Source organism: Kitasatospora sp. GP82 (assembly GCF_029892105.1).
In the GTDB taxonomy this organism is placed as follows: domain Bacteria; phylum Actinomycetota; class Actinomycetes; order Streptomycetales; family Streptomycetaceae; genus Kitasatospora.
In genome coordinates, this window is the sequence record NZ_JARZAJ010000019.1 from 1 (window position 1) to 18,316 (window position 18,316).

17 protein-coding genes and 2 pseudogenes are annotated in these 18,316 nt (G+C 69.5%); 8 read left to right on the plus strand and 11 right to left on the minus strand.

Going from position 1 to position 18,316, the window contains the following annotated elements; genetic code table 11:
- Positions 1–456: 456 nt before the first annotated feature.
- The 3 genes and pseudogenes from P3T39_RS21040 to P3T39_RS21050 all read left to right on the plus strand — a co-directional run.
- Positions 457–915: pseudogene (locus tag P3T39_RS21040) on the plus strand (transposase); the annotation flags it as partial.
- 627 nt (positions 916–1,542) lie between these two features.
- On the plus strand, positions 1,543–2,085 hold the full coding sequence (gene cysC / locus P3T39_RS21045) for an adenylyl-sulfate kinase (protein ID WP_280700018.1): 543 nt from the start codon (positions 1,543–1,545) through the stop codon (positions 2,083–2,085).
- A 64-nt stretch (positions 2,086–2,149) separates the two neighbouring features.
- A pseudogene (locus P3T39_RS21050) lies at positions 2,150–2,384 on the plus strand (sulfate adenylyltransferase small subunit); the annotation flags it as partial.
- A gap of 30 nt (positions 2,385–2,414) precedes the next feature.
- Here the strand turns inward: P3T39_RS21050 and P3T39_RS21055 are convergent.
- On the minus strand, positions 2,415–2,993 hold the full coding sequence (locus tag P3T39_RS21055; protein WP_280700150.1) for a helix-turn-helix domain-containing protein: 579 nt from the start codon (positions 2,991–2,993) through the stop codon (positions 2,415–2,417).
- Positions 2,994–3,167 carry a hypothetical protein gene (locus P3T39_RS21060; RefSeq protein WP_280700019.1) on the minus strand — a complete coding sequence of 58 codons (174 nt, stop codon included), beginning with the start codon at positions 3,165–3,167 and terminating at the stop codon, positions 2,994–2,996.
- 255 nt (positions 3,168–3,422) lie between these two features.
- Between P3T39_RS21060 and P3T39_RS21065 the strand changes: the two genes are divergently transcribed.
- Entirely contained in the window at positions 3,423–4,076 is a 654-nt protein-coding gene (locus tag P3T39_RS21065; protein WP_280700020.1) for a TetR/AcrR family transcriptional regulator, read from the plus strand.
- A 7-nt stretch (positions 4,077–4,083) separates the two neighbouring features.
- Here P3T39_RS21065 and P3T39_RS21070 read toward each other — a convergent pair whose 3' ends face one another.
- The 4 genes from P3T39_RS21070 to P3T39_RS21085 form a co-directional block, all read right to left on the minus strand.
- Positions 4,084–5,571: an MFS transporter gene (locus tag P3T39_RS21070; RefSeq protein WP_280700021.1), complete on the minus strand. Its 1,488-nt coding sequence runs from the start codon at positions 5,569–5,571 to the stop codon at positions 4,084–4,086.
- 102 nt (positions 5,572–5,673) lie between these two features.
- Positions 5,674–6,492 (minus strand): alpha/beta hydrolase, encoded by an 819-nt coding sequence (locus tag P3T39_RS21075; protein ID WP_280700022.1) that lies wholly within the window; start codon positions 6,490–6,492, stop codon positions 5,674–5,676.
- 149 nt (positions 6,493–6,641) lie between these two features.
- Positions 6,642–7,100, minus strand: coding sequence for a cupin domain-containing protein (locus tag P3T39_RS21080; RefSeq protein WP_280700023.1), 459 nt, complete (start codon positions 7,098–7,100; stop codon positions 6,642–6,644).
- Between the two features lie 180 nt (positions 7,101–7,280).
- Complete coding sequence (locus P3T39_RS21085) at positions 7,281–8,066, minus strand: SDR family oxidoreductase (RefSeq protein ID WP_280700024.1); 786 nt, start codon at positions 8,064–8,066, stop codon at positions 7,281–7,283.
- A 171-nt stretch (positions 8,067–8,237) separates the two neighbouring features.
- Between P3T39_RS21085 and P3T39_RS21090 the strand changes: the two genes are divergently transcribed.
- Positions 8,238–9,230: a helix-turn-helix domain-containing protein gene (locus P3T39_RS21090; protein WP_280700025.1), complete on the plus strand. Its 993-nt coding sequence runs from the start codon at positions 8,238–8,240 to the stop codon at positions 9,228–9,230.
- A 42-nt stretch (positions 9,231–9,272) separates the two neighbouring features.
- Here P3T39_RS21090 and P3T39_RS21095 read toward each other — a convergent pair whose 3' ends face one another.
- The 3 genes from P3T39_RS21095 to P3T39_RS21105 all read right to left on the minus strand — a co-directional run bounded on the left by P3T39_RS21095 (position 9,273) and on the right by P3T39_RS21105 (position 11,889).
- Complete coding sequence (locus tag P3T39_RS21095; RefSeq protein WP_280700026.1) at positions 9,273–9,578, minus strand: MarR family transcriptional regulator; 306 nt, start codon at positions 9,576–9,578, stop codon at positions 9,273–9,275.
- A 320-nt stretch (positions 9,579–9,898) separates the two neighbouring features.
- On the minus strand, positions 9,899–10,543 hold the full coding sequence (locus P3T39_RS21100) for a response regulator transcription factor (RefSeq protein WP_280700027.1): 645 nt from the start codon (positions 10,541–10,543) through the stop codon (positions 9,899–9,901).
- Positions 10,528–11,889: a sensor histidine kinase gene (locus P3T39_RS21105; protein WP_280700028.1), complete on the minus strand. Its 1,362-nt coding sequence runs from the start codon at positions 11,887–11,889 to the stop codon at positions 10,528–10,530. The genes P3T39_RS21100 and P3T39_RS21105 overlap by 16 nt, the downstream gene beginning before the upstream one ends.
- Positions 11,890–12,159: 270 nt before the next feature.
- On the opposite strand from P3T39_RS21105, the gene P3T39_RS21110 reads away from it, so the two are divergent.
- Together P3T39_RS21110 and P3T39_RS21115 are read left to right on the plus strand one after the other, a co-directional pair.
- Positions 12,160–13,470: a serine hydrolase domain-containing protein gene (locus P3T39_RS21110; protein ID WP_280700029.1), complete on the plus strand. Its 1,311-nt coding sequence runs from the start codon at positions 12,160–12,162 to the stop codon at positions 13,468–13,470.
- Between the two features lie 91 nt (positions 13,471–13,561).
- Positions 13,562–14,704: an MMPL family transporter gene (locus P3T39_RS21115; RefSeq protein WP_280700030.1), complete on the plus strand. Its 1,143-nt coding sequence runs from the start codon at positions 13,562–13,564 to the stop codon at positions 14,702–14,704.
- 511 nt (positions 14,705–15,215) lie between these two features.
- Here the strand turns inward: P3T39_RS21115 and P3T39_RS21120 are convergent.
- Together P3T39_RS21120 and P3T39_RS21125 are read right to left on the minus strand one after the other, a co-directional pair.
- On the minus strand, positions 15,216–15,641 hold the full coding sequence (locus P3T39_RS21120; RefSeq protein ID WP_280700031.1) for an organic hydroperoxide resistance protein: 426 nt from the start codon (positions 15,639–15,641) through the stop codon (positions 15,216–15,218).
- A 170-nt stretch (positions 15,642–15,811) separates the two neighbouring features.
- Positions 15,812–16,732 carry a helix-turn-helix transcriptional regulator gene (locus P3T39_RS21125; RefSeq protein ID WP_280700032.1) on the minus strand — a complete coding sequence of 307 codons (921 nt, stop codon included), beginning with the start codon at positions 16,730–16,732 and terminating at the stop codon, positions 15,812–15,814.
- Positions 16,733–17,112: 380 nt separating this feature from the next.
- Between P3T39_RS21125 and P3T39_RS21130 the strand changes: the two genes are divergently transcribed.
- Positions 17,113–17,841 (plus strand): SDR family oxidoreductase, encoded by a 729-nt coding sequence (locus P3T39_RS21130; protein WP_280700033.1) that lies wholly within the window; start codon positions 17,113–17,115, stop codon positions 17,839–17,841.
- The last annotated feature ends 475 nt before the right edge of the window (positions 17,842–18,316 follow it).

Below are 18,316 nucleotides of genomic sequence, written 5' to 3' on the forward strand. Positions count from 1 at the left end.
TCCGTTGCACTCCGGTTGCAGCCTACTGTTGCGACCGGATGTCCCCCTGGGGTAGCTTGCGTGATGTCGGGGGAAATCTCCCGGGTTTGTTGTGGTCAGCATTCCCGTGACCGGTGCAGGACTTCGAAGAAAAGGGGCGCGGCGGGCGTGGAGAACTCTGATGGCGCCGCCTCGGGCAGTGCAGGACAGCTGAGCGAGGTGATGACACTGCTGCCTCACGATTTGCCAGACGCCTTTTCGGTCGCCCCGATATCCGAAGTTCTGCAGTGGAAGCCGTCCGATGTGGGAGTCCCCTCCCTGCCGCTGATCCAGTCCAGGGCAGCGGTTCTTGTCCGATAACCTCGCTCCGTCGGAAACCGTCCGGAATGCCTTCTCCTGCGGTGACCGCCAGGACTCGGCGCCGGGAACCCTCCTCCTCGACGCCGGGGCCGAGCGCGTTCGGACACTGCACCGCCGGGCCGCTGCTGGGCTCCGGCAGGGCAAACTCCGGTGGTACGAATCAACGGCAAGCGGTTCAAGGTCAACATCATGTCCGCCGTGGCCTCGCGTGGCGCACTGTGGTTCACCGTGTTCACGGGCCGGTTCACCGCCAATGTGCTCTGCGCGTTTCTCGACCGGCCTGCCGTCCAGGCCGGCCGGAAGGTCCACGTGATCGCCAACCGGCACCCGGTCCACTGCTGCAAGGCCGTCAAGCAGTGGCTCGCGGACAATGCCGACCACATCCAGCTGCACCTGATGTCCGGCTACAGCCCCGAACTCAACCCCGACGAGCTACTGAACGCCGACCTCAAACGGCACGTCAGCGCCGCCCGTGCCACGTCAGCCGAGGACCTTGCCCGCGAAACACGCCGGGCGGCAGCGCCAGCCCCACATCGTCTGCGGGTACTTCAGGGCCCCCGCACGTTCGCTACTTGATCATGTAGAAAACCAAGCCGTTTCGGCTCAATATGTCAGATAAGGGCGGCAGTGTGAGTTTCGAAATTGAGCGAAAGTTTCTCATTGCAAGCCTTCCCGGTCTTGTCGACGACGGAGAGACTATCGAACAGGGCTACCTTCCAATAAGTGAAGAGGGGGTCGAGGTTCGCATACGGCGTCGAGGCTCGAGCAACTATCTCGCAGTAAAGTCGGGCAGCGGGCTAGTTCGAACTGAGTGCGAGGAGATGGTTTCCCGAGATCTCTTCGAAGCCCTGTGGCCGCTTACGCAAGGTCGGCGCACATCAAAGACCAGGCATCACATCGCCTTTAGCGGCCTGATTATCGAACTAGATGTCTTCTCGGGTCGCCTGGCGGGCTTGATGGTTGCTGAGGTGGAGTTTCCGGACACTGCTGCAGCGGCTGCCTTTGTGCCACCGCTCTGGCTGGGCCAAGAGGTCACTAACGACCCGTCATACAGCAATCGATCGCTAGCAAACTGAAGGTAATCATGAAGAGCTCATACTCCATCAAATCAACTCCCGGAGCACTGGTGGGTAAGTAGTCAAAATAGTGACTCAGGGACAAAATTCAGCTACCAGCAACCCCCATACTGCCAGCAGTAAGGAAATGCTCATCGCCATTGGCGCCACGGTGTGGCTGACCGGGCTGCCGAGCGCGGGCAAGACCACGCTCGCCCTCGCGCTGGCCGAGCGGCTGCGCGCCGAGGGCCACCGGGTCGAGGTCCTGGACGGCGACGAGATCCGCGAATTCCTCTCCAAGGGCCTCGGGTTCAGCCGCGAGGACCGGCACACCAACGTCACCCGGATCGGCTTCGTCGCCCAGAAACTGGCCGCCAACGGCGTCAAGGTGCTCGCCCCCGTGATCGCCCCCTACGCCGACTCCCGCGCCGCCGTCCGCGAGCGGCACAACGCAGCCGGCACCGAGTTCCTGGAGATCCACGTCGCCACCCCCGTCGAGCTCTGCTCCGAGCGCGACGTCAAGGGCCTCTATGCGAAGCAGGCCGCTGGGGAGATCTCGGGACTCACCGGCATCGATGACCCGTACGAAGCCCCGGAGAACCCGGAGCTTCGCATCCAGACACAGGGCCACGCGGTGGCCGAGTCCGCCGCAGAGCTGCACGCCTTCCTGGCCGAGAGGGGTCTCGCGTGACCACCGCGACCGACAGCCTGGTCCACACCGACGACCCCAACCAGAATTCAGGGGGCCCTTCGCGCTGTCCCGCCTGGACGCGCTGGAGGCGGAGTCGGTGCACATCTTCCGCGAGGTGGCGGGCGAGTTCGAGCGGCCGGTGATCCTGTTCTCGGGCGGCAAGGACTCCATCGTCATGCTGCACCTGGCGCTCAATGCCGCCCTACCGCGACCGCGTCGTGGCGCGGCACAACCTGCGCCTGCACGTCGCCCTCGTGCAGGACTTCGTCGACGACGGGCGGTTGCGCGAGCGCCCGGACGTGTGGGGCTCGGAAAGTCATCGCTGCTGGTCAAGCTGCGTATCGGTACTCGTTGATGACGCCACTGAGGACGCGGGTGCGCAGGAGTCTGTGGCCTTCGAAGTCGTGAACGGTGGTGGGTTGCTGGTCGGCGCCGGGTGATATCTGGTTGCAGGCCCGGTGGGGGCGGTGTTCGTTGTAGTGCCGCTGCGCCAGCGCGTACAGGCGCTGGCCGAGCGCAGTGTCGAGTTGGAAGAAGTCGACGGCGATGATGCACTCGGTCTGGGCCGTGAGGAACTCGCGCCAGGTCGGGCCGGTGCGGCGCGGGGCCGGGTCGATGCCCGCCGTGTGGAGGATCTCCCACACCGTGGACGCGGCGATCGGGTGCCCGAGACGTGCGAGCTCGCCCTGGATCCGCCTGTGACCCCACCTTGCGTTCTCTCTAGCGAGCTGCAGGACCAGGTTCTTGAGCGCCGCCCTGGTCGGCGGTCGTCCGGTACGGGTGCGCCGCGCGCTGTAGTCCCACTTCGCTGCGATGAACCTGCGATGCCAGGCCAGCAGTGTCCCGGGAGTAACCGGGAAGACCTCGCTCCAGCGGTGACGGGGTATCAGACTGGAGAGCGCTGCCAGTCAGAACCGATCTGCGGGCTCGTAGCGGACCGGGCCAGGGAGCTGGCGGCGCAGCACCGCGTTCTCATGCCGGAGCAGGAACAACTCGGCATCCTTCGTGCTGTCGCGGCGCAGCAACAGCCCGGGCACGGACAGCAGCCTGCGAGCCGCTCTGTACGGCAGTGAGACGATCACGCGGACATGGTGCCAGCCGAGATCGCCTTACTGCTGCCAGCAGCGATGATTTCCGAGCCCGACAGGGTGTACGCGCCCTCGATGACGCGTGGCCGACCTGTGCCGTCACGCTCGGCGGTTGTGCTGGCGCCGTGTGCGGGAAGCCTGTCCCCGGCGATCGGTGGCCAATACGCGGAGGCAGTCGGGGACCCGAGCCCGTTGCTCCGTAGTGAGAGTCCACTCTCATCATCATGGTCGACTTGCTATTCTTGGGCCATGTACACGGGCGAATCGACGACACCGCAGGCCGCGACCGGCCGCGTGAACCAGAAGCTGCGCACGCGCAGGGCGATCGTGCAGGCGGCAGTCGAGCTGATGCGCACGGGCCGTGATGTGACGATGCTCGAGGTCGCCAAGTCCGCGCTGGTGTCCGAGGCCACGGCCTACCGGCACTTCCCCGACCTGCCGAGCCTGCTCCAGGAGGCCATGGCCGGGGAGATGCCCACTCCGGCCGAGGCGCTCGCGTCGGTCGCGGACTCCCGCGACCCGGTGGAACGCGTCGCCGTCGCGACCGAGCACCTGCTGCGCACGGTGCTGACCTACCAGGGAGCGACCCGCGCGATGATCGCGGCCACGATCACCCGCCCCGAGGCGGCCGGCGCTCGGCCGGCCATGCGTTTCGGCCTGATCGACCATGCGCTCGCCCCGCTGGACGACACCCTCGGGGCCACGGACCCGGCTGCTGTGAGGCAGCTCAAGAACGGCCTCGCCGTCGTCGTCAGCGCCGAGGCCCTGTTCGCGCTGACCGACCTGTCGCGGCTGGGCCCCGAGGAGGCGATCGCCAGCGTCGTGCACACCGCGACCACCCTCACCCGGGCCGCGCTCGACAGTGCCGCACCCGTCGGCGGCCGTCCCGCCGCACAGCGCTGACGACGCGTCAGGCCTGTGCGCCTCCGCGCACCCTGGGCGCGATGTTCGAGGGGGTCGCGGGATCGGCCGGGAAGCGTGCGGCGACCCGGACGGCCGTGGCGGTGGCGCGGCGTGTGGTGGTCACCAGGCCCATCGCCGCGATCACCAGTCCGCTTGCGGCCAGCATCCACCAGCCCGGGTGGCCGGCGGCGGCGAATCCGGCGTGGCCCGGACCCCGGGTGCGCGCGGCGGCGATCGAGCCGAGGACCGCGACGCCGAGGTTGTTGCCGACCTGGCGGCCGGTGGTGGTGATCGAAGCGGACACCCCGGCCTGGGAGCGCGGCATGCCGGCCACGGCGGTGCTGGTGATCGGGGTGTTGACGAGGCCGAATCCGGCGCCGAGCAGCACATAGGCGGCGAGCAGCACCGTCCACGGTGTGGTCGGGGTGAGCGTGGTCAGTGTCAGCGCCGCGGCGGCGATCAGCAGGCCGGCGGCGACGAGCGCCGGGCGCGGGCCGCGCGCGGCGGTCAGGCGCCCGGACAGCGGTGAGGCGAGCGCGATGCCGGCGGCCATGGGTACGGTCAGCAGGCCGGCGTGCAGCGCGCTGTAGCCGCGCACCTCCTGCAGGTACAGGGTGTTGAGGAACAGGAAGCCGGACAGGACCAGGAACGCGGTGACGGCGATGACGAAGGCGCCGGTGAACGGGACTGAGCGGAAGAGCACCGGGTCGACCAGCGGCTGCTGGCGGCGTCGTTCGTAGCCGGGCAGCGCCGCGACCGCGACCGCGGACAGGGCGAACAGGCCGATGATGCGGGTGCTGCCGTAGCCCTGGCGCGAGCCTTCGATGATCGCGAAGATCAGCGAGGTCAGGATGGTGACGACGAGCACCTGACCGACCGGGTCCGGGCGTCGTGTCGCGGCGGCCCTGGATTCGGGCACGAACACGGCGGTGAGCACCAGGGCGGCCACACCGATCGGGATGTTGATCCAGAAGATCGATCGCCAGCCGGCCGAGGCGACCAGCAGGCCGCCGACCACCGGGCCGGCGGCCAGCGACAGGCCGACCGTGGTGCCCCAGAGCCCGATCGCGCGGGCACGCTCACCTGGATCGGGGAAGGCGTGGGTGATGATCGACAGGGCGACGGGGTTGAGCATGCTGGCGCCCAGGCCCTGGGCGACACGGAAAGCGATCAGCCACCCCAGGGCCGGGGCCAGGGAGCAGGCCAGCGAGCCGGCGGTGAACAGGGCCAGTCCGGCCCGGAACACCAGGCGCCGCCCGATCCGGTCGGCGGTGGACCCGGCGAGCATCATGAAGGCGGCGACCGCCAGGGTGTAGCCGTCGACGGTCCACTGCAGGCCGCTGACCGAGGCGTGCAGATCGTGGCCGACGGCAGGCAGGGCGACGTTCACTGCGGTGGTGTCCAGGGCGGTGATCAGCAGGCTCAGGCAGCACACCGCCAGGACCAGCCCTCCCTGCCGGCGCCCACCGTCGGCCAGGGGCTGATGCGTCGTCATGTCCGTCCTCCTCGGTGAGTGGTGGCGCGCTCCTGATACGGCGCGCCCGCCGGTCCGCGAAGGGTGCGGTGCGGTGGGCGCGGTTTCGTGCTGGTGGCCGGGTTACCGGACGTCGGGCTTGACCTGGGTGTCGACGAAGTCGCCGATCGCCGCGAAGACCGCTGCGGGCTGCTCGATGTGCGGGAAGTGCCCGGCTTGCGGGATGGGTTGGAAGGTGGCGCGGGGAAAGGAGTCGGCCAGGGTGCGCTCGTACTCCAGCGGGGCGATGCCGTCCTGCTCACCGGCGATCACCAGTACCGGGACGGTGATCCGGTGCAGTCGCCCGCGCAGCTTAGGATCGCAGCAGAACGGGTCGCCCGCGTACACGGCCAGGGTGCGCTGGTTGGCGGCCATCGCGGCCAGCTGCTCCGGGCTGAGCGCGGCCGGGTCCGGGCGCAGTTGCGGGTTGTGGAAGGCCAGTTCGCCGGTCTTGGCCGGGCCGAGGTCGGCGGGGTTGGCCAGCTGCAGTGGCGGCTCGGGGGCGATGCCGGTGGAGGCGAGCAGAGCCAGGCAGGAGATCCGGGCGGCGTTGTCGCGCAGTGCCATCTCGGCGGCTATCCAGCCTCCGACCGAGCTGCCGGCCACCATGACGCCACGCAGGTCGAGTGCGTCGAGCAGGTCGAGGTGGGCGGTGGCCAGGTCGGCGACGGTGTCGGTGGACTCCGGACGGGGAGTGCCGTCGAACCCGGGGTGGGTCGGCACGACCACGTAGGCGTGCTGCGACATGCCGGCGGCGAAGCCTGCCATCGAACGCGGCCCGGCGCCGCCATGCAGCATGAGCACGCCGGTGCCCTCGGTGTTCTCGCCGAACTCCTGGATCGTGACGGCAAGGCCGCCCGGAAGGTGGACGGCTCGGGTGGTGCCAGTGGTGGAGACGGTCATGATGATGGTTTCCCTTTGGTATGGCGATCGAGCGTGGCGGGCCGGCACGCGCACGTCATGGGCGGCGGCGAACTTCTCGGCGAGTCCGGCGGCCCAGGACGCCGGACGGTGGGCGGGGACGTGCTGGGGCGGGTCGCAGGTGCGGCTGCTCAGGCGAAGTCGGTGGCCGGTTCGGTGGCGTACCGGCTCATCGCCTCGATCGTCGCCTCGGGGGTGAACGGCCGGCCGTCGGCGATCATGTCGCGCAGATCCCGGAAGTAGTTGACGTACAGGTCCGGGGTGAACGTGTTCAGCAGGACCGTGACGCCGTCGGTCGGATTGGCGAAGGTGTGCGGGGCGCCGGGCGGGATCATGACCAGCGTTCCGGCGGGCGCGTCGTACACGGTCTCGCCGACGGTGAACCGGGCCGCACCGGACACCACGTAGAAGCCCTCGTCGTGCCGGGCATGGCGGTGCTGCGGCGGGCCGTCGGTGTGCGGGGCGAGCGTGATCTCCCCGATGCCCAGGCGGTGCGCGGTCGTGCTGCCGTCCTCCAGGATCCGCATCCGCGTCGGGCCGAGCTGGATCGACTCGCCGCCGTCAGGGCTGACCACCGAGACGTCTGTCATCTGAACCTCCAGTAAAGAGGGAGTGCCTTCGTTATTGGGGCTGACTCTCATAAATGTAGGCGGTTGCCCTTCTTTGTGCAAGTTGACTCTCATGAAGAGAGTCGACCTGCCTTGCTGACTCCGAGTGCAGGGCGCGACGTGCTGGCGGAAGAACGCGGTCTGCATCCGTTGCCGTCGCCGTCAGTTGTTAGTCCTGTACAAGTCGGTCTGGCCGTCCGAGGCGGTCAGACCGCCGTCCACGGGTATGTGCACTCCGTTGAGATACCCGGCGTCGCGACCGGCGAGGAACGCGATGACGGCGGCGACCTCGGCCGGCTCGCCCGGCCGGCCCATGGGCACGCGCTCCACGAAGCGCCTGCGCAGCGAGGTTCCCTCGGCGAGCGCGTCGCGCAGGACCTGCCTGCTGAGCGTCACGCCGGGGTGGACGGCATTGACCCGGATCTGGTGGCCGTGGTCCAGTGCCATCGAGTTGGTCAGGTTGACCAGCGCGCCCTTGGTCATGTTGTAGGCGGCCTGGTTCCATTCACCGCGGAGTGCGGCCACGGAGCCGACATTGACGATGCATCCGCGTACCGCCCGCAGGTGGGGCAGAGCGGCGCGCGAGGCGAAGAAGACGCCGTCGATGTTGGTACTCACCATGGTCCGGTAGCTGTCCACGTCGATCTGGTCGACGGTGCCCGGAATCGCGACCCCCGCGTTGTTGACCAGCACGTCCAGGCGCCCGAACCGCTCGGCCACCCCGTCCATGGCCGCAGTGACGGCAGCCAGGTCCGAGACGTCCGCAACCCGGGGGTGCATCTCCACACCCGTCGGGTTCTCCTGGGCGGTCCGCTGGAGGGTCGCCTCCGTGCGGCCCACGAGCACCACGGTGTACCCGTCGGCGGCGAACCGGTGCGCGGTCGCTGCTCCGATGCCGGTACCGGCACCCGTGATGACGGCCACGGGGGTGGAATTCTGTTGGCTCACGAGATTCTCCTCATGCGTATGTACCGGGCCGGGGCGAGGGGTTGTCCCTGCAACTGAAGCCTAGGAAAATCGGCGCAGCACAGGCTTGAACCACAGCGCCATCCCGGCAGAACATCCGCGCCAGACGGCGCCGGACAGTGCCGGAGCGACGAAGGCGGGGGAGGACCGTCGATGAACAACGCCGGAGCTGAAGCCGACGGGTCAGGCAGGGCCACCTCCGGGGAATCCGCACACGCGGATCCGGCGCCGCGAGGATTCGACGCCTTCCGAAGTGGCTGGGAGAAGGAGATCGGCGACGGCTTCCCGCTGCCGACCTTCAGCCCGGCGACGACCCGTGATTTCCGGGTCAAGAGCCGCGCCACCAAGGTGGGCGACGTGGCCATCACCGATCTCCACGGCGCGTCGGCCATCCGGACCGAGGGCCCCCTCAACGGCGTCGAGGACCAGGTGCGGCTGTACGTCGTGAAACGCGGCTCCTGGACGCTGGGCGCCCCGCTGGCCCGCAGCGAACAGACCGTACCTGCCGGGCAGTTCCTCATCCGCCACATCGGACGACCGCTGCACTTCGAGACGGTGCCGGACACGACGGCGAAAGTGCTCGTCCTGCCCGCCGCCATGCTCAAACCACTGCTCGGGAGCCGGCAGAGCGTCAGCGGGCCGGCTGACTCCGCTGAGGTGCGGCTGCTGGCGGCCCACTCGAACATGATCTACGGAACGGTCGCCGACCTCGGGCCGGCGGGAGTACGAGCCGCCCACAGCACGCTCATCGAACTGGCGAAGGCGGTGGCGAGGCGCCGGGTCGACGATGCAGAACCCCGGCTGGCTCCCGCGGTGGCACAGGCCGCGAAGGACCTGGTGGACAGCCACCTTGCCGACCCCGAGCTTTCCGGGGCGATGCTGGCCCGTGAACTCAACGTCTCCGTACGCAACCTGCAGCGGGCATTCGCCGCGGGGGGAGAGCCGGTGACCGCTTACATCCGCCGACGGCGGCTGGAGGAAGCCCGACTCGCTCTCACCGCACCACCTTCTGGTCGGCTGAGCGTCTCGGAACTCGCCGCCCACTGGCAGTTCGCGGACAGCAGTCACTTCATCCGAGCCTTCAGGAAGCACTACGGCCGGACGCCCACCGAGTACGCCCGCTCGACGTTGGCGGCGGGGAGCTGAGCTGCGCCCCCGGGTCGAGGGTGGGCGCGTACGGGGCCGGCCTCACCGGTCCTGGGTGAGCAGCGCGCCGAGGCTGTCGGTGAGCTGTGTGCGGGTGGCTGTCGACAGCGGGGCGAGTCGGCGCTCGGTCTCCCGGTCGAGGGTCGCGGCGGCGGCATCGAGGAGTGCGCGGCCTTGCGTGGTCAGTTCCACGATGGAGGAGCGCCGGTTGGCGGGGTGTGGTCTGCGCTGGGCGTGGCCGGCCTTTTCGATCCGGTCGACGGCCTGGCCGGCGCCGCCGCTGGTGATGGTGAGCTGGTCCGCGATGTCCTGGACGCGGCAGTCGGGGGTCTGGGCGATGACGCGCATCGTCGCCGGCGAACCGTCGCCCCGATCAACCGTCCCTCGCGGCCTGCGAATCGAGGTCAGCCGACGTAGCCGACGATGTTCCAGTCCTGGTTCGCGCCACCGTTGCAGTCCCAGATCACCAGCTGGGTTCCGGCGCCGCCGAAGGCGGAGCGGGTGGCATGCCGACCAATTGCCGATCCGACCTGCCCGATGCGGGTATGCAGCGGAAATTGATCATGGCTCTGGTGCTTTTACTCGCCGATGATCTGCTGTGAGGGAAAGAGGGATAGGACCGCCGTGAATGATCGGCGACGGAATGGTACGGGTCGTATGTGGCGGGCTCAGCCTTCCAGGTAGGCGAGGACCGCCAGGATCCGGCGGTTGTCGTCCTCGGAGGGTTCGAGTCCGAGTTTGCTGAAGATGTTGTAGCTGTGTTTGCTGACGGTCTTCTCGGTGACGAACATCCGGCCGGCGATGGCGGCGTTGGAGCGGCCCTGGGCCATCAGCGAGAGGACCTCGTGCTCACGCGGGGTCAGCGCCAGCAGGTGCGGGTCGGCCGAGCGGTGGGCGAGGAGGGCGGTGACCACGTCAGGATCCATGACCGTACTGCCGGCGGCAACCTGCTTCACGTTCGCGACGAACTGGCCGACGTCCAGCACCCGGTCCTTCAGCAGATAGCCCACCGCCCCGGCGCGGTCCGACATCAGTTCCCGGGCGTAGAGCTGCTCGACGTACTGCGAGAGCACCACGACGGGCAGGCCGGGGAGCTGCTTGCGTGCCTCGATCACGGCGCGCAATCCCTCGTCGGTGAAGGTCGGGGGCAGCCGCACGTCGACGATCGCGACATCGGGCCGGTGGGTCGTCAGCGCCCGGATCAGCGAGGGGCCGTTGTCGACGGCGTCGACGACCTCGAAGCCGTTGACCTGGAAGATCCTGATCAGGCCCTCGCGGAGCAGGGCGAGGTCCTCGGCTATGACGATGCGCACGGCAGCGACATCCTTATCTCGGTGGGTCCGCCGGGCGGGCTGTCGACGGTCAGGGTGCCGTCGAAGGCCGCCAGACGGCGGGCGATGCCGCGCAGGCCGGTGCCGGTGCCGGCGTCGATGTCGGCGCCCCCGCGGCCGTCGTCGGACACGCGCATGGTGAGCAGTCCCGCGGTGGTGCCGGGGTGGGGCGTGAACTCGACGGTGATCTCGATGCGCTGGGCCCGGGCGTGTTTGATGGCGTTCGACAGGGCCTCGGCGACGGCGAAGTAGGCCGCGGATTCGACCGGTGCGGGCAGCCGCCCGGGCAGGTGGGTCACCACGGTCGTCGGTATCGGGTTGACCAGGGCCAGGGCCTTCAGGGCACCGTCCAGGCCGCGGTCCGCGAGCACCGGCGGATGGATGCCGCGTACCAGGTCGCGCAGTTCGGCCAGGGCGTTGGCGGTCGACTCGCGGGCCTCGTCCAGTAGTTGCTGGGCGGCCTGCGGGTCGTCGTGCATCAGTTGTTGGGCCAGTCCCAGGCTCATGCCCAGCGACACCAGTCGTGCCTGGGCGCCGTCGTGCAGGTCCCGTTCGATCCGGCGCAGTTCGCCGGCCTGGGTGTCGACGGTCTCGGCGCGGGAGGCGGCCAACTGTACGACGCGGGCCCGTAGTTGTGCCTGCTCGGTGGGTGTCAGCAGGGAGCGGATCACCCGGGCGTTGAGGTTCGCCAGCCGCTCGGCGGTGGTGTACCAGAGCAGGAAGAAGACCGGGCCGAGCGGGATCAGCGCGAACGACTCCTGGACGCTGTGCAGACGGAAGCCGTTGCCCAGGGGCGTGCGGAACACCTGAGGCGGGGTCAGTTCGTAGAGCAGCGGATAGATCAGGTAGAAGACGCCACCGAGGAAGAGTACGAACGACAGCCCGTAGGTGAACCAGCCGGTGATCGAGTTGGCCACCAGCCAGGCCCAGTCCCGCCAGCTCGCCGGGTCGCGCAGGATCGCCCACAGCCGTACCGGCCAGCCGCCGTCGGGTGTCGGCAGGTAGGGCCGCGCGACGGGTTCGCCGAGCCGGTCGGCGGCCCACTGGCGGTGCAGGTCGGCGAACCAGCGGACCAGGACAGTCGAGAGCAGGGTCAGCGGGATCCCGACCCCGAGCGCGACGACCGTCACCGAGGTGGTCCAGAGCGTGAGCAGGGCGGCGCCCAGGACCGCGCCGAGCAGCAGCACCAGCGACCAGCCCAGCAGGCTCAGCCGCAAGGCGAGTCCGGAACGCAGCGCGAGGCCGGAACGCGTGGCGGGGCCGGGCGCGGGATGCTCCCCGGAGGCCGGGATGCCGCCCGGGGCGGGGCGCTCGCTGGAGTGGGTCATCACGCTCCATCATCGTGCATCGGTGCCGCGTCGATTGACCTGCCGACCGACGCCAGTCCGCGATCGCAGGCCGGATCTCGATGATGACCGGCCTGCCGGGGTCCGCACAGTGGGGTTTTCTCCACCCCCTCGGGGGACCCAGCACCCGTGTTCTCTGCCCGCGCCCCCGGGACGCTGGTGTGGTCGGGAAAGCGTCGACCGGTGGGACCGGGTGGCCGGAGAACGACGCGCCGCCCGATCGATCCACACCTCATGTTCAGGAGAACCCTCATGACCGGACACACGCCGTCCCCGCGCCACCGTCGGCAGGCGGGTCTGACGCTCGCCCTGGCCGCGGCCCTGACCACTACGCTCGCCGCGTGCGGGTCGTCGGCCGCACCGTCCGTCGCGCCGCAGGCCTCCGCCCACGCGTCGCCCGGGAGCCCCGGTGCGCCGGCAGCGCGGGAGGCCCGGCTGGCCGGGCTCGCCCAGCAGGACGTGGACGCCGGCGCTCCCGGCGTGATCGTCCGGGTTGAGGACGGCAACGGGCCGGCGATCGAGATCGCCCGGCAGGCGCCCTTGACCAAGGCCGACCACGTGCTCGCCGCGGGCGACACCTTCCGGATGGGCTCGAACACCAAGACGATGGTCGCCACCGTCATCCTCCAACTGGTCGCCGAACACCGGCTCCAGCTCACCGACCCGGTCGAGAAGTGGCTGCCCGGCCTGATCCCGAACGGGTCCGCGATCACGCTGCGGATGCTGCTCGACCACACCAGCGGTCTGTTCAACTACGCCAACGACCCCGACGTCCTGAAGGCGTTCACCGGCCAGGACACCAGGGTGTGGATGCCCGGGGAGCTGATCGCCGCAGCCGTCCGGCACGACCCGCTGTTCGCGCCCGGTGCGCGGTACTCCTACAGCAACACCAACTACGTCGCGCTCGGCCTGGTCGCCGAGAAGGCGTCGGGACACAGCCTCAGCGACCTGATCCAGCAGCGGATCACCGGGCCGCTGCACCTGGAGAACACCTACCTGGTCACCGGCTCCGACGAGGCGAAGAGCCCCGCTCTCGCCCACGGCTACGAACCCGACGCCGCCCAGCTCGCCCCGGTTCTTCCCCCCGGCACGCCCCCCGGGACCGCGTTCGCCGGCCCCGCCCGGCCCGCCGACCACGTCGACACCACCTGGATCAACCCCAGCACGGAATGGGCCGCGGGCGGCATGGTCTCCACCGCGCAGGACTGGGCCCGCTTCGACACCGCGCTGATGTCCGGCAAGCTCCTGCCGCCCGCCCAGCTCAAGGAGATGCAGACCACCGTCGCGGAGGAGAGCGGGAATCCGAACCGGTACGGGCTCGGCCTGGAGCAGGTGGTCACCCCCTGCGGCACCGTCTGGGGCCACGTCGGCCAGGTCCCCGGCTACTCCAGCGAGGACTACACCGACAGCACCGGCCGGCGCACCGCCTCGGTCTTCACCACCACCATCTTCGGCCTCGCCCCGCCGAAGACCGCCGCCGCCGACCAGGCCGTGGTGAACGCCGCGGTCTGCACCATGCTCGACAAGCCGATCCCCACCACGCCGCCGTCCCCCGCCGGCTGACTCCCGGGCAGCCGCGCCGGCACTCCGTGCTCGTCCCCTCTCACTCTCCGTACCGCTGAGAAGGTTCTTCAGCCATGTCCGCACTCGCCAGATGGTGCTTCCGGCACCGCCTCGTCGTCGTCGGGATCTGGGCCGCGCTGCTGGTCGCGCTCGCCGTGCCGTACGCGACGCTCGGCACCCGCTACTCCGACGCGTTCAGTCTGCCGGGGCCGAGTCGTCGAAGGCGCAGGCGCTGCTTCAGGCGTCCGCGCCCCAACAGGCCGGGGACAGCGACCAGATCGTGGTGCACGTGCGCGACGGGTCGGTCCGGGACACCGCCGTGCGGCAGAAGGTGACCTCGATGCTGGACCAGGTCGCCAAGCTGCCCTCGGTCGCCTCGGTGACCAGCATGTACGGCCCCACGGGAGCGCCCCAGATCAGCCGGGACGGCAGGACCGCCTATGCGACGGTGACGTTCGACGCGCCGGCCGACCGGATACCGGCTACCGACGTCACCCGGGTCGTCGATACCGCCCAGGCCGCTCGTGACGCGCAGCTGGGCGCGCCCAGCGATGTACCGGCCCTGAACACGCTGGTCCAGGCCGTGCGCAGCACTCCCGGAGTGGCGTCGGTGGTGGCCGAGCCGGTCACCACCGGGACCGGGCTGTCCGTCATCGACGTGGTCCCGGTCAGTGCGCCGCAGGACGAGGCGACCGGCACCCTGGTGACCCACCTGCGCAAGGACGTCGTTCCGGTCGCGGAGCGGGGAAGCAGCCTGAGGGTCCACGTCGGCGGTGCGACGGCGGCCTCCGGTGACCTGGGCGGCGTGCTGGCGGGCAAGCTGCCGCTCTTCCTCGGGGTGATCGTCGGACTCGGCTGCCTGCTGCTGATGGTCGCGTTCCGCAGCATTTTGGTACCGCTGACCGCCGCCGTGATGAACCTGCTCGCCTCGGCCGCCTCCTTCGGCGTCGTCGTCGCGGTGTTCCAGTGGGGGTGGGGCTCGGAGGCGCTGGGCCTGGGCAAGGCCGGGCCGGTGGAGGCCGCGCTTCCCGCGATCATGCTGGCCATCCTGTTCGGCCTGTCCATGGACTACCAGGTCTTCCTGGTCAGCCGGATGCACGACCTGGGCTGGCTGGCCGACCTTCTCACCCTGCCCCGCCAGGTCCGCAGCGCGAACGCCCGCCTCGCCCCGCAGGACGTCGCACCCGGTGCGGACGCCGCGGTCGGCCCGGCGCTGAACGAATCCGTCCGCTGACCGACGGATTCACCCGACGACAACGAAAGCCCAGGTGTCCCCATGACCACGCCAGATTCCCGCAGCGAGGAGCTACCGACCAACTGGGGACGGTGGGGTGCCGACGACGAACTCGGCACCTTGAACCACGTCACCGACCGGGCCCGAGCCCGCGCGGTCGCCGACTCGACCCGGGCCACAACGTCACCGGCAGCGATCTCGACGCGGCCGAACAGTACGCCGGCGTCAACGTCGAATCCGGGGACGCGATCGTGGTCCGGGGTGGCTGGAGCGCGGCCGACAGCCCGCAGCCTGTCGAGGAAGTCCGATGCGCCTGCCAGTCGGCCGGATCCAGCTCGGGGAACATCTGCGCGGGTGGCCGGGTGGCCATCTCGTGCTCCAGGACACGGTCAACCCTGACCCGGCCCAGCATCATCGTCGTCATCGGCTATCGGACGGTGACGGGAGTCAGCACGAACCCGTCGTCAGGCCGCCCGGTGCGGACGGCCTGACGCCGCTGGGTGGCGGTCTGTCAGACGGTTGCTTCGAGGACCACGTCGACGTTGCCGCGGGTAGCGTTGGAGTACGGGCACACCTGGTGCGTCGTCTCCACCAGCTGGTCGGCGGTGGCCTGGTCCAGACCGGGCAGATACGCGCTCAGCTTGACGGCCAGGGAGAAGCGCTTGCCCTCGTCCAGGGCGAGCAGGCTCACCGTGGAGGTGATGGTCGACCCGGTCAGCTTCAGCTTCTGCTCGCCGGCGATCAGTCGCAGGCCGTTGTGGAAGCAGGCCGCGTAGCCGGCGGCGAACAGCTGCTCGGGGTTGGTCTTGTCGCCGCCGGGGCCGCCCATCTCCTTCGGGACGGCGAGCGCCGTGTCGAAGACGCCGTCCAGGGTGCGGACTTCGCCGTTGCGGCCGTCGCCGGTCGAGATGGCCTCGGTGGTGTAGAGCACGGACATGGTTGTCTCCATTCGTGGATTCCACGGGGTGTGGACACGGGATCGTGCGGGGTCGCCGAAGAGGTCTTCGGCAGGTTTCGGGCAGGCTGAAGCCGCCTGCGGGTCATCAGGACCAGGATGTGTCGGGTGCCAGGGGAAGCCGGTGGTGTCGTCGGACGTGGATCGGGCCGCTAGGAGGCGGACCTTTCGCACGCCGGACGAGCTTGTTCGTCCGGGGCCCTGGTGGGAACGGTGGTCTCGGCGGCGGCCCGGGCGAGCAGGGTCAGCGCGGCCTTCGAACCGGCCTCCGCGGTGACGGCGACCAGGCGCTGCCCCCGACCGTTCGGGACCGCCATGGCCTGCTGGGTGACGTCCAGAGCCCCGACCAGTGGATGCCGCATCCGGTAGTTCGCGATGTCCCAGGCCCGAACCTTGTGCTCGGACCACATGGCGGTGAACTCCGGGCTGTGCACCACCAGTTCGCCGATCAGCGCGGCCAGCAGCGGATCGTCGGGATGCCGCCCGACGGCCATCCGCAGCCGTCCCACCACGTCCCGGGCTTTCTTCGGCCAGTCCTCGTACAAGTCGCGCGTATGGGCGTCACGGAAGACCAGGCGCGCGGTGTTCGGCCGCTGAGCAGGATGCTCAGGGCTCTGAGGGTCGAGGTGCCCGGCGAACAGCGCGTGCCCGGTGCGGTTCCACGTCAGCACGTCGCTGCGCCGGCCGAGCACGATGACCGGAGTGCTGTCCCCGAATGCCTCGACCAGCTGCCGCGTCGTCTCGCTGACCTGCTCGGGGGCCGGCTTGCGAACTCGCTCGCCCCCCTTGCGCACCACACCCGCGGCGAGATCGCTCAGGTGTCGGCGCTCGGTCTCGTCCAGGCGCAGGGCACGGGCGAGGGCGTCCAGGACCTCCTGGGACGCGTTGAGTGACACACCTTGTTCCAGCCGCGTGTAGTACGACTCGCTGACCCCGGCGACCAAGGCCAGTTCGTCGCGCCGCAGTCCAGCGACCCGCCGGCGCTCATCGAACACCGGCAACCCGACGTCTGCGGGTTGCAGCTGCGCGCGGCGGGTCCGCAGGAACTCTCCCAGTTCCGACTTACTGCTCATGGATCCGAGTATGGGCTTGCCGGGCTGCGCCTACCTGCCCCTGCCAGTGTCAGTTTCAGCTCGGGCTTCCGGCGGAGCCGAGCCCCCGATCTGATCGTGCGAGGCCCCGGCCCGCCCGGCGACCCTTGGGGCCAGCCGCACCAGCAGTTCAGGCCGCTTCTTGTACCAGTGCCTGGTCGAACTCATACCGCCCGGAACTCCTCGCGGGATGCGGTCTCGGGCCGCCCGTGGTCGGGCGGCCGGCCAAAGGTTCGGATACCTGAGGCCGGTGTCGTGTTCACGCGGAATCTCGGATGAAACGTGTCCGAGTTGGGTGCATGCCATACCCGCATAGGGTTCATATGCCATATTGCGGACAGGATCCCGACGAAAGGCATGTCATGAAGGTCGCAGTCATCGGCGGTACCGGGCTGATCGGGTCGCAGGTCGTCAAGAATCTGAACGCCGCCGGGCACGAGGCGGTACCGCACTCGCACTCCACCGGAGTCGACGTCATCAGCGGCCAGGGACTGGACGAAGCGGTGGCGGGGGCCGACGTCGTCGTCAACCTGACGAATTCCCCGACCTTCGACGAAGCCTCCCTCGCCTTCTTCCAGACCTCGATGGACAACCTCCTGGCCGCGGCCCAGAAGGGTGGCGTCGGCCACTTCGTCATCCTCTCGATCGTCGGCGCGGACCAGGTGCCGGAGCTGGACTACTACCGTGCCAAGGTGCTCCAGGAGAACGTCCTCGCGGCCGGGCCGATCCCCTACTCGATCGTCCGGGCAACGCAGTTCATGGAGTTCATGGACGCCGTCCTGTCCTGGACCGCCGACGACGCCACCGTCCGGTTGCCCGCCACGCCGATCCAGCCGATCGCCGCCAAGGACGTGGCCAACGCGGTGGCAGAAGTCGCCGCGGGCGCCCCGCTCGGTGGCATTCGCAACATCGCCGGCCCCGAGATCTTCCCCCTGGACGAACTGGGCCGGATCACCCTGTCCCGCAAGGGCGACAACCGTACCGTCGTCACCGACCCCACCGCCGGCATGTTCGCCGTCGTCAAGGGTGACGTCCTCACCGACAAGGACGCTCACCTCGCCCCCACCCGCTACGCCGACTGGCTCTCCTGACCCGCTCGCGCCGTCTCAAACCCGGGTGGGGTGGGCGGTGACGCGGCGATGTGCAGGCGACGGCTGCCGTGTTCGAGGAACGCCAGCGCGTACAGACGGCATCCGATGCAGCACCTGCACCGGCAGGCCCCTGCAGCAGTGCTGCCAGGAACGCCCGGTCGCTCGCTTCGAACCGTACCCGCTGGCCGCTCAGCTGCCGCTCCAGCACGGTGATCTGATGGCGCAGGGCCAGGATCTCCACGTCCTTCTCGCGGTCGCTCATCGGCAGCAGTCGCAGCATCGCGAACGCGTTCGTCACGCCCAGGTACGCCAGTCGTAGCAGCACGGTCGATCATCATGCCGCGGAGCTCGTCGGCTCTGCCAGAGCGCCGAACCGACCGACGAGGTCGGCACTTGTACACCCTCACACAGTGCCTCTCACCAGGGCGGATGAGGTCCTCGGCAAGGGCGGCGCGCGTCTCCGCAGCACGCGATC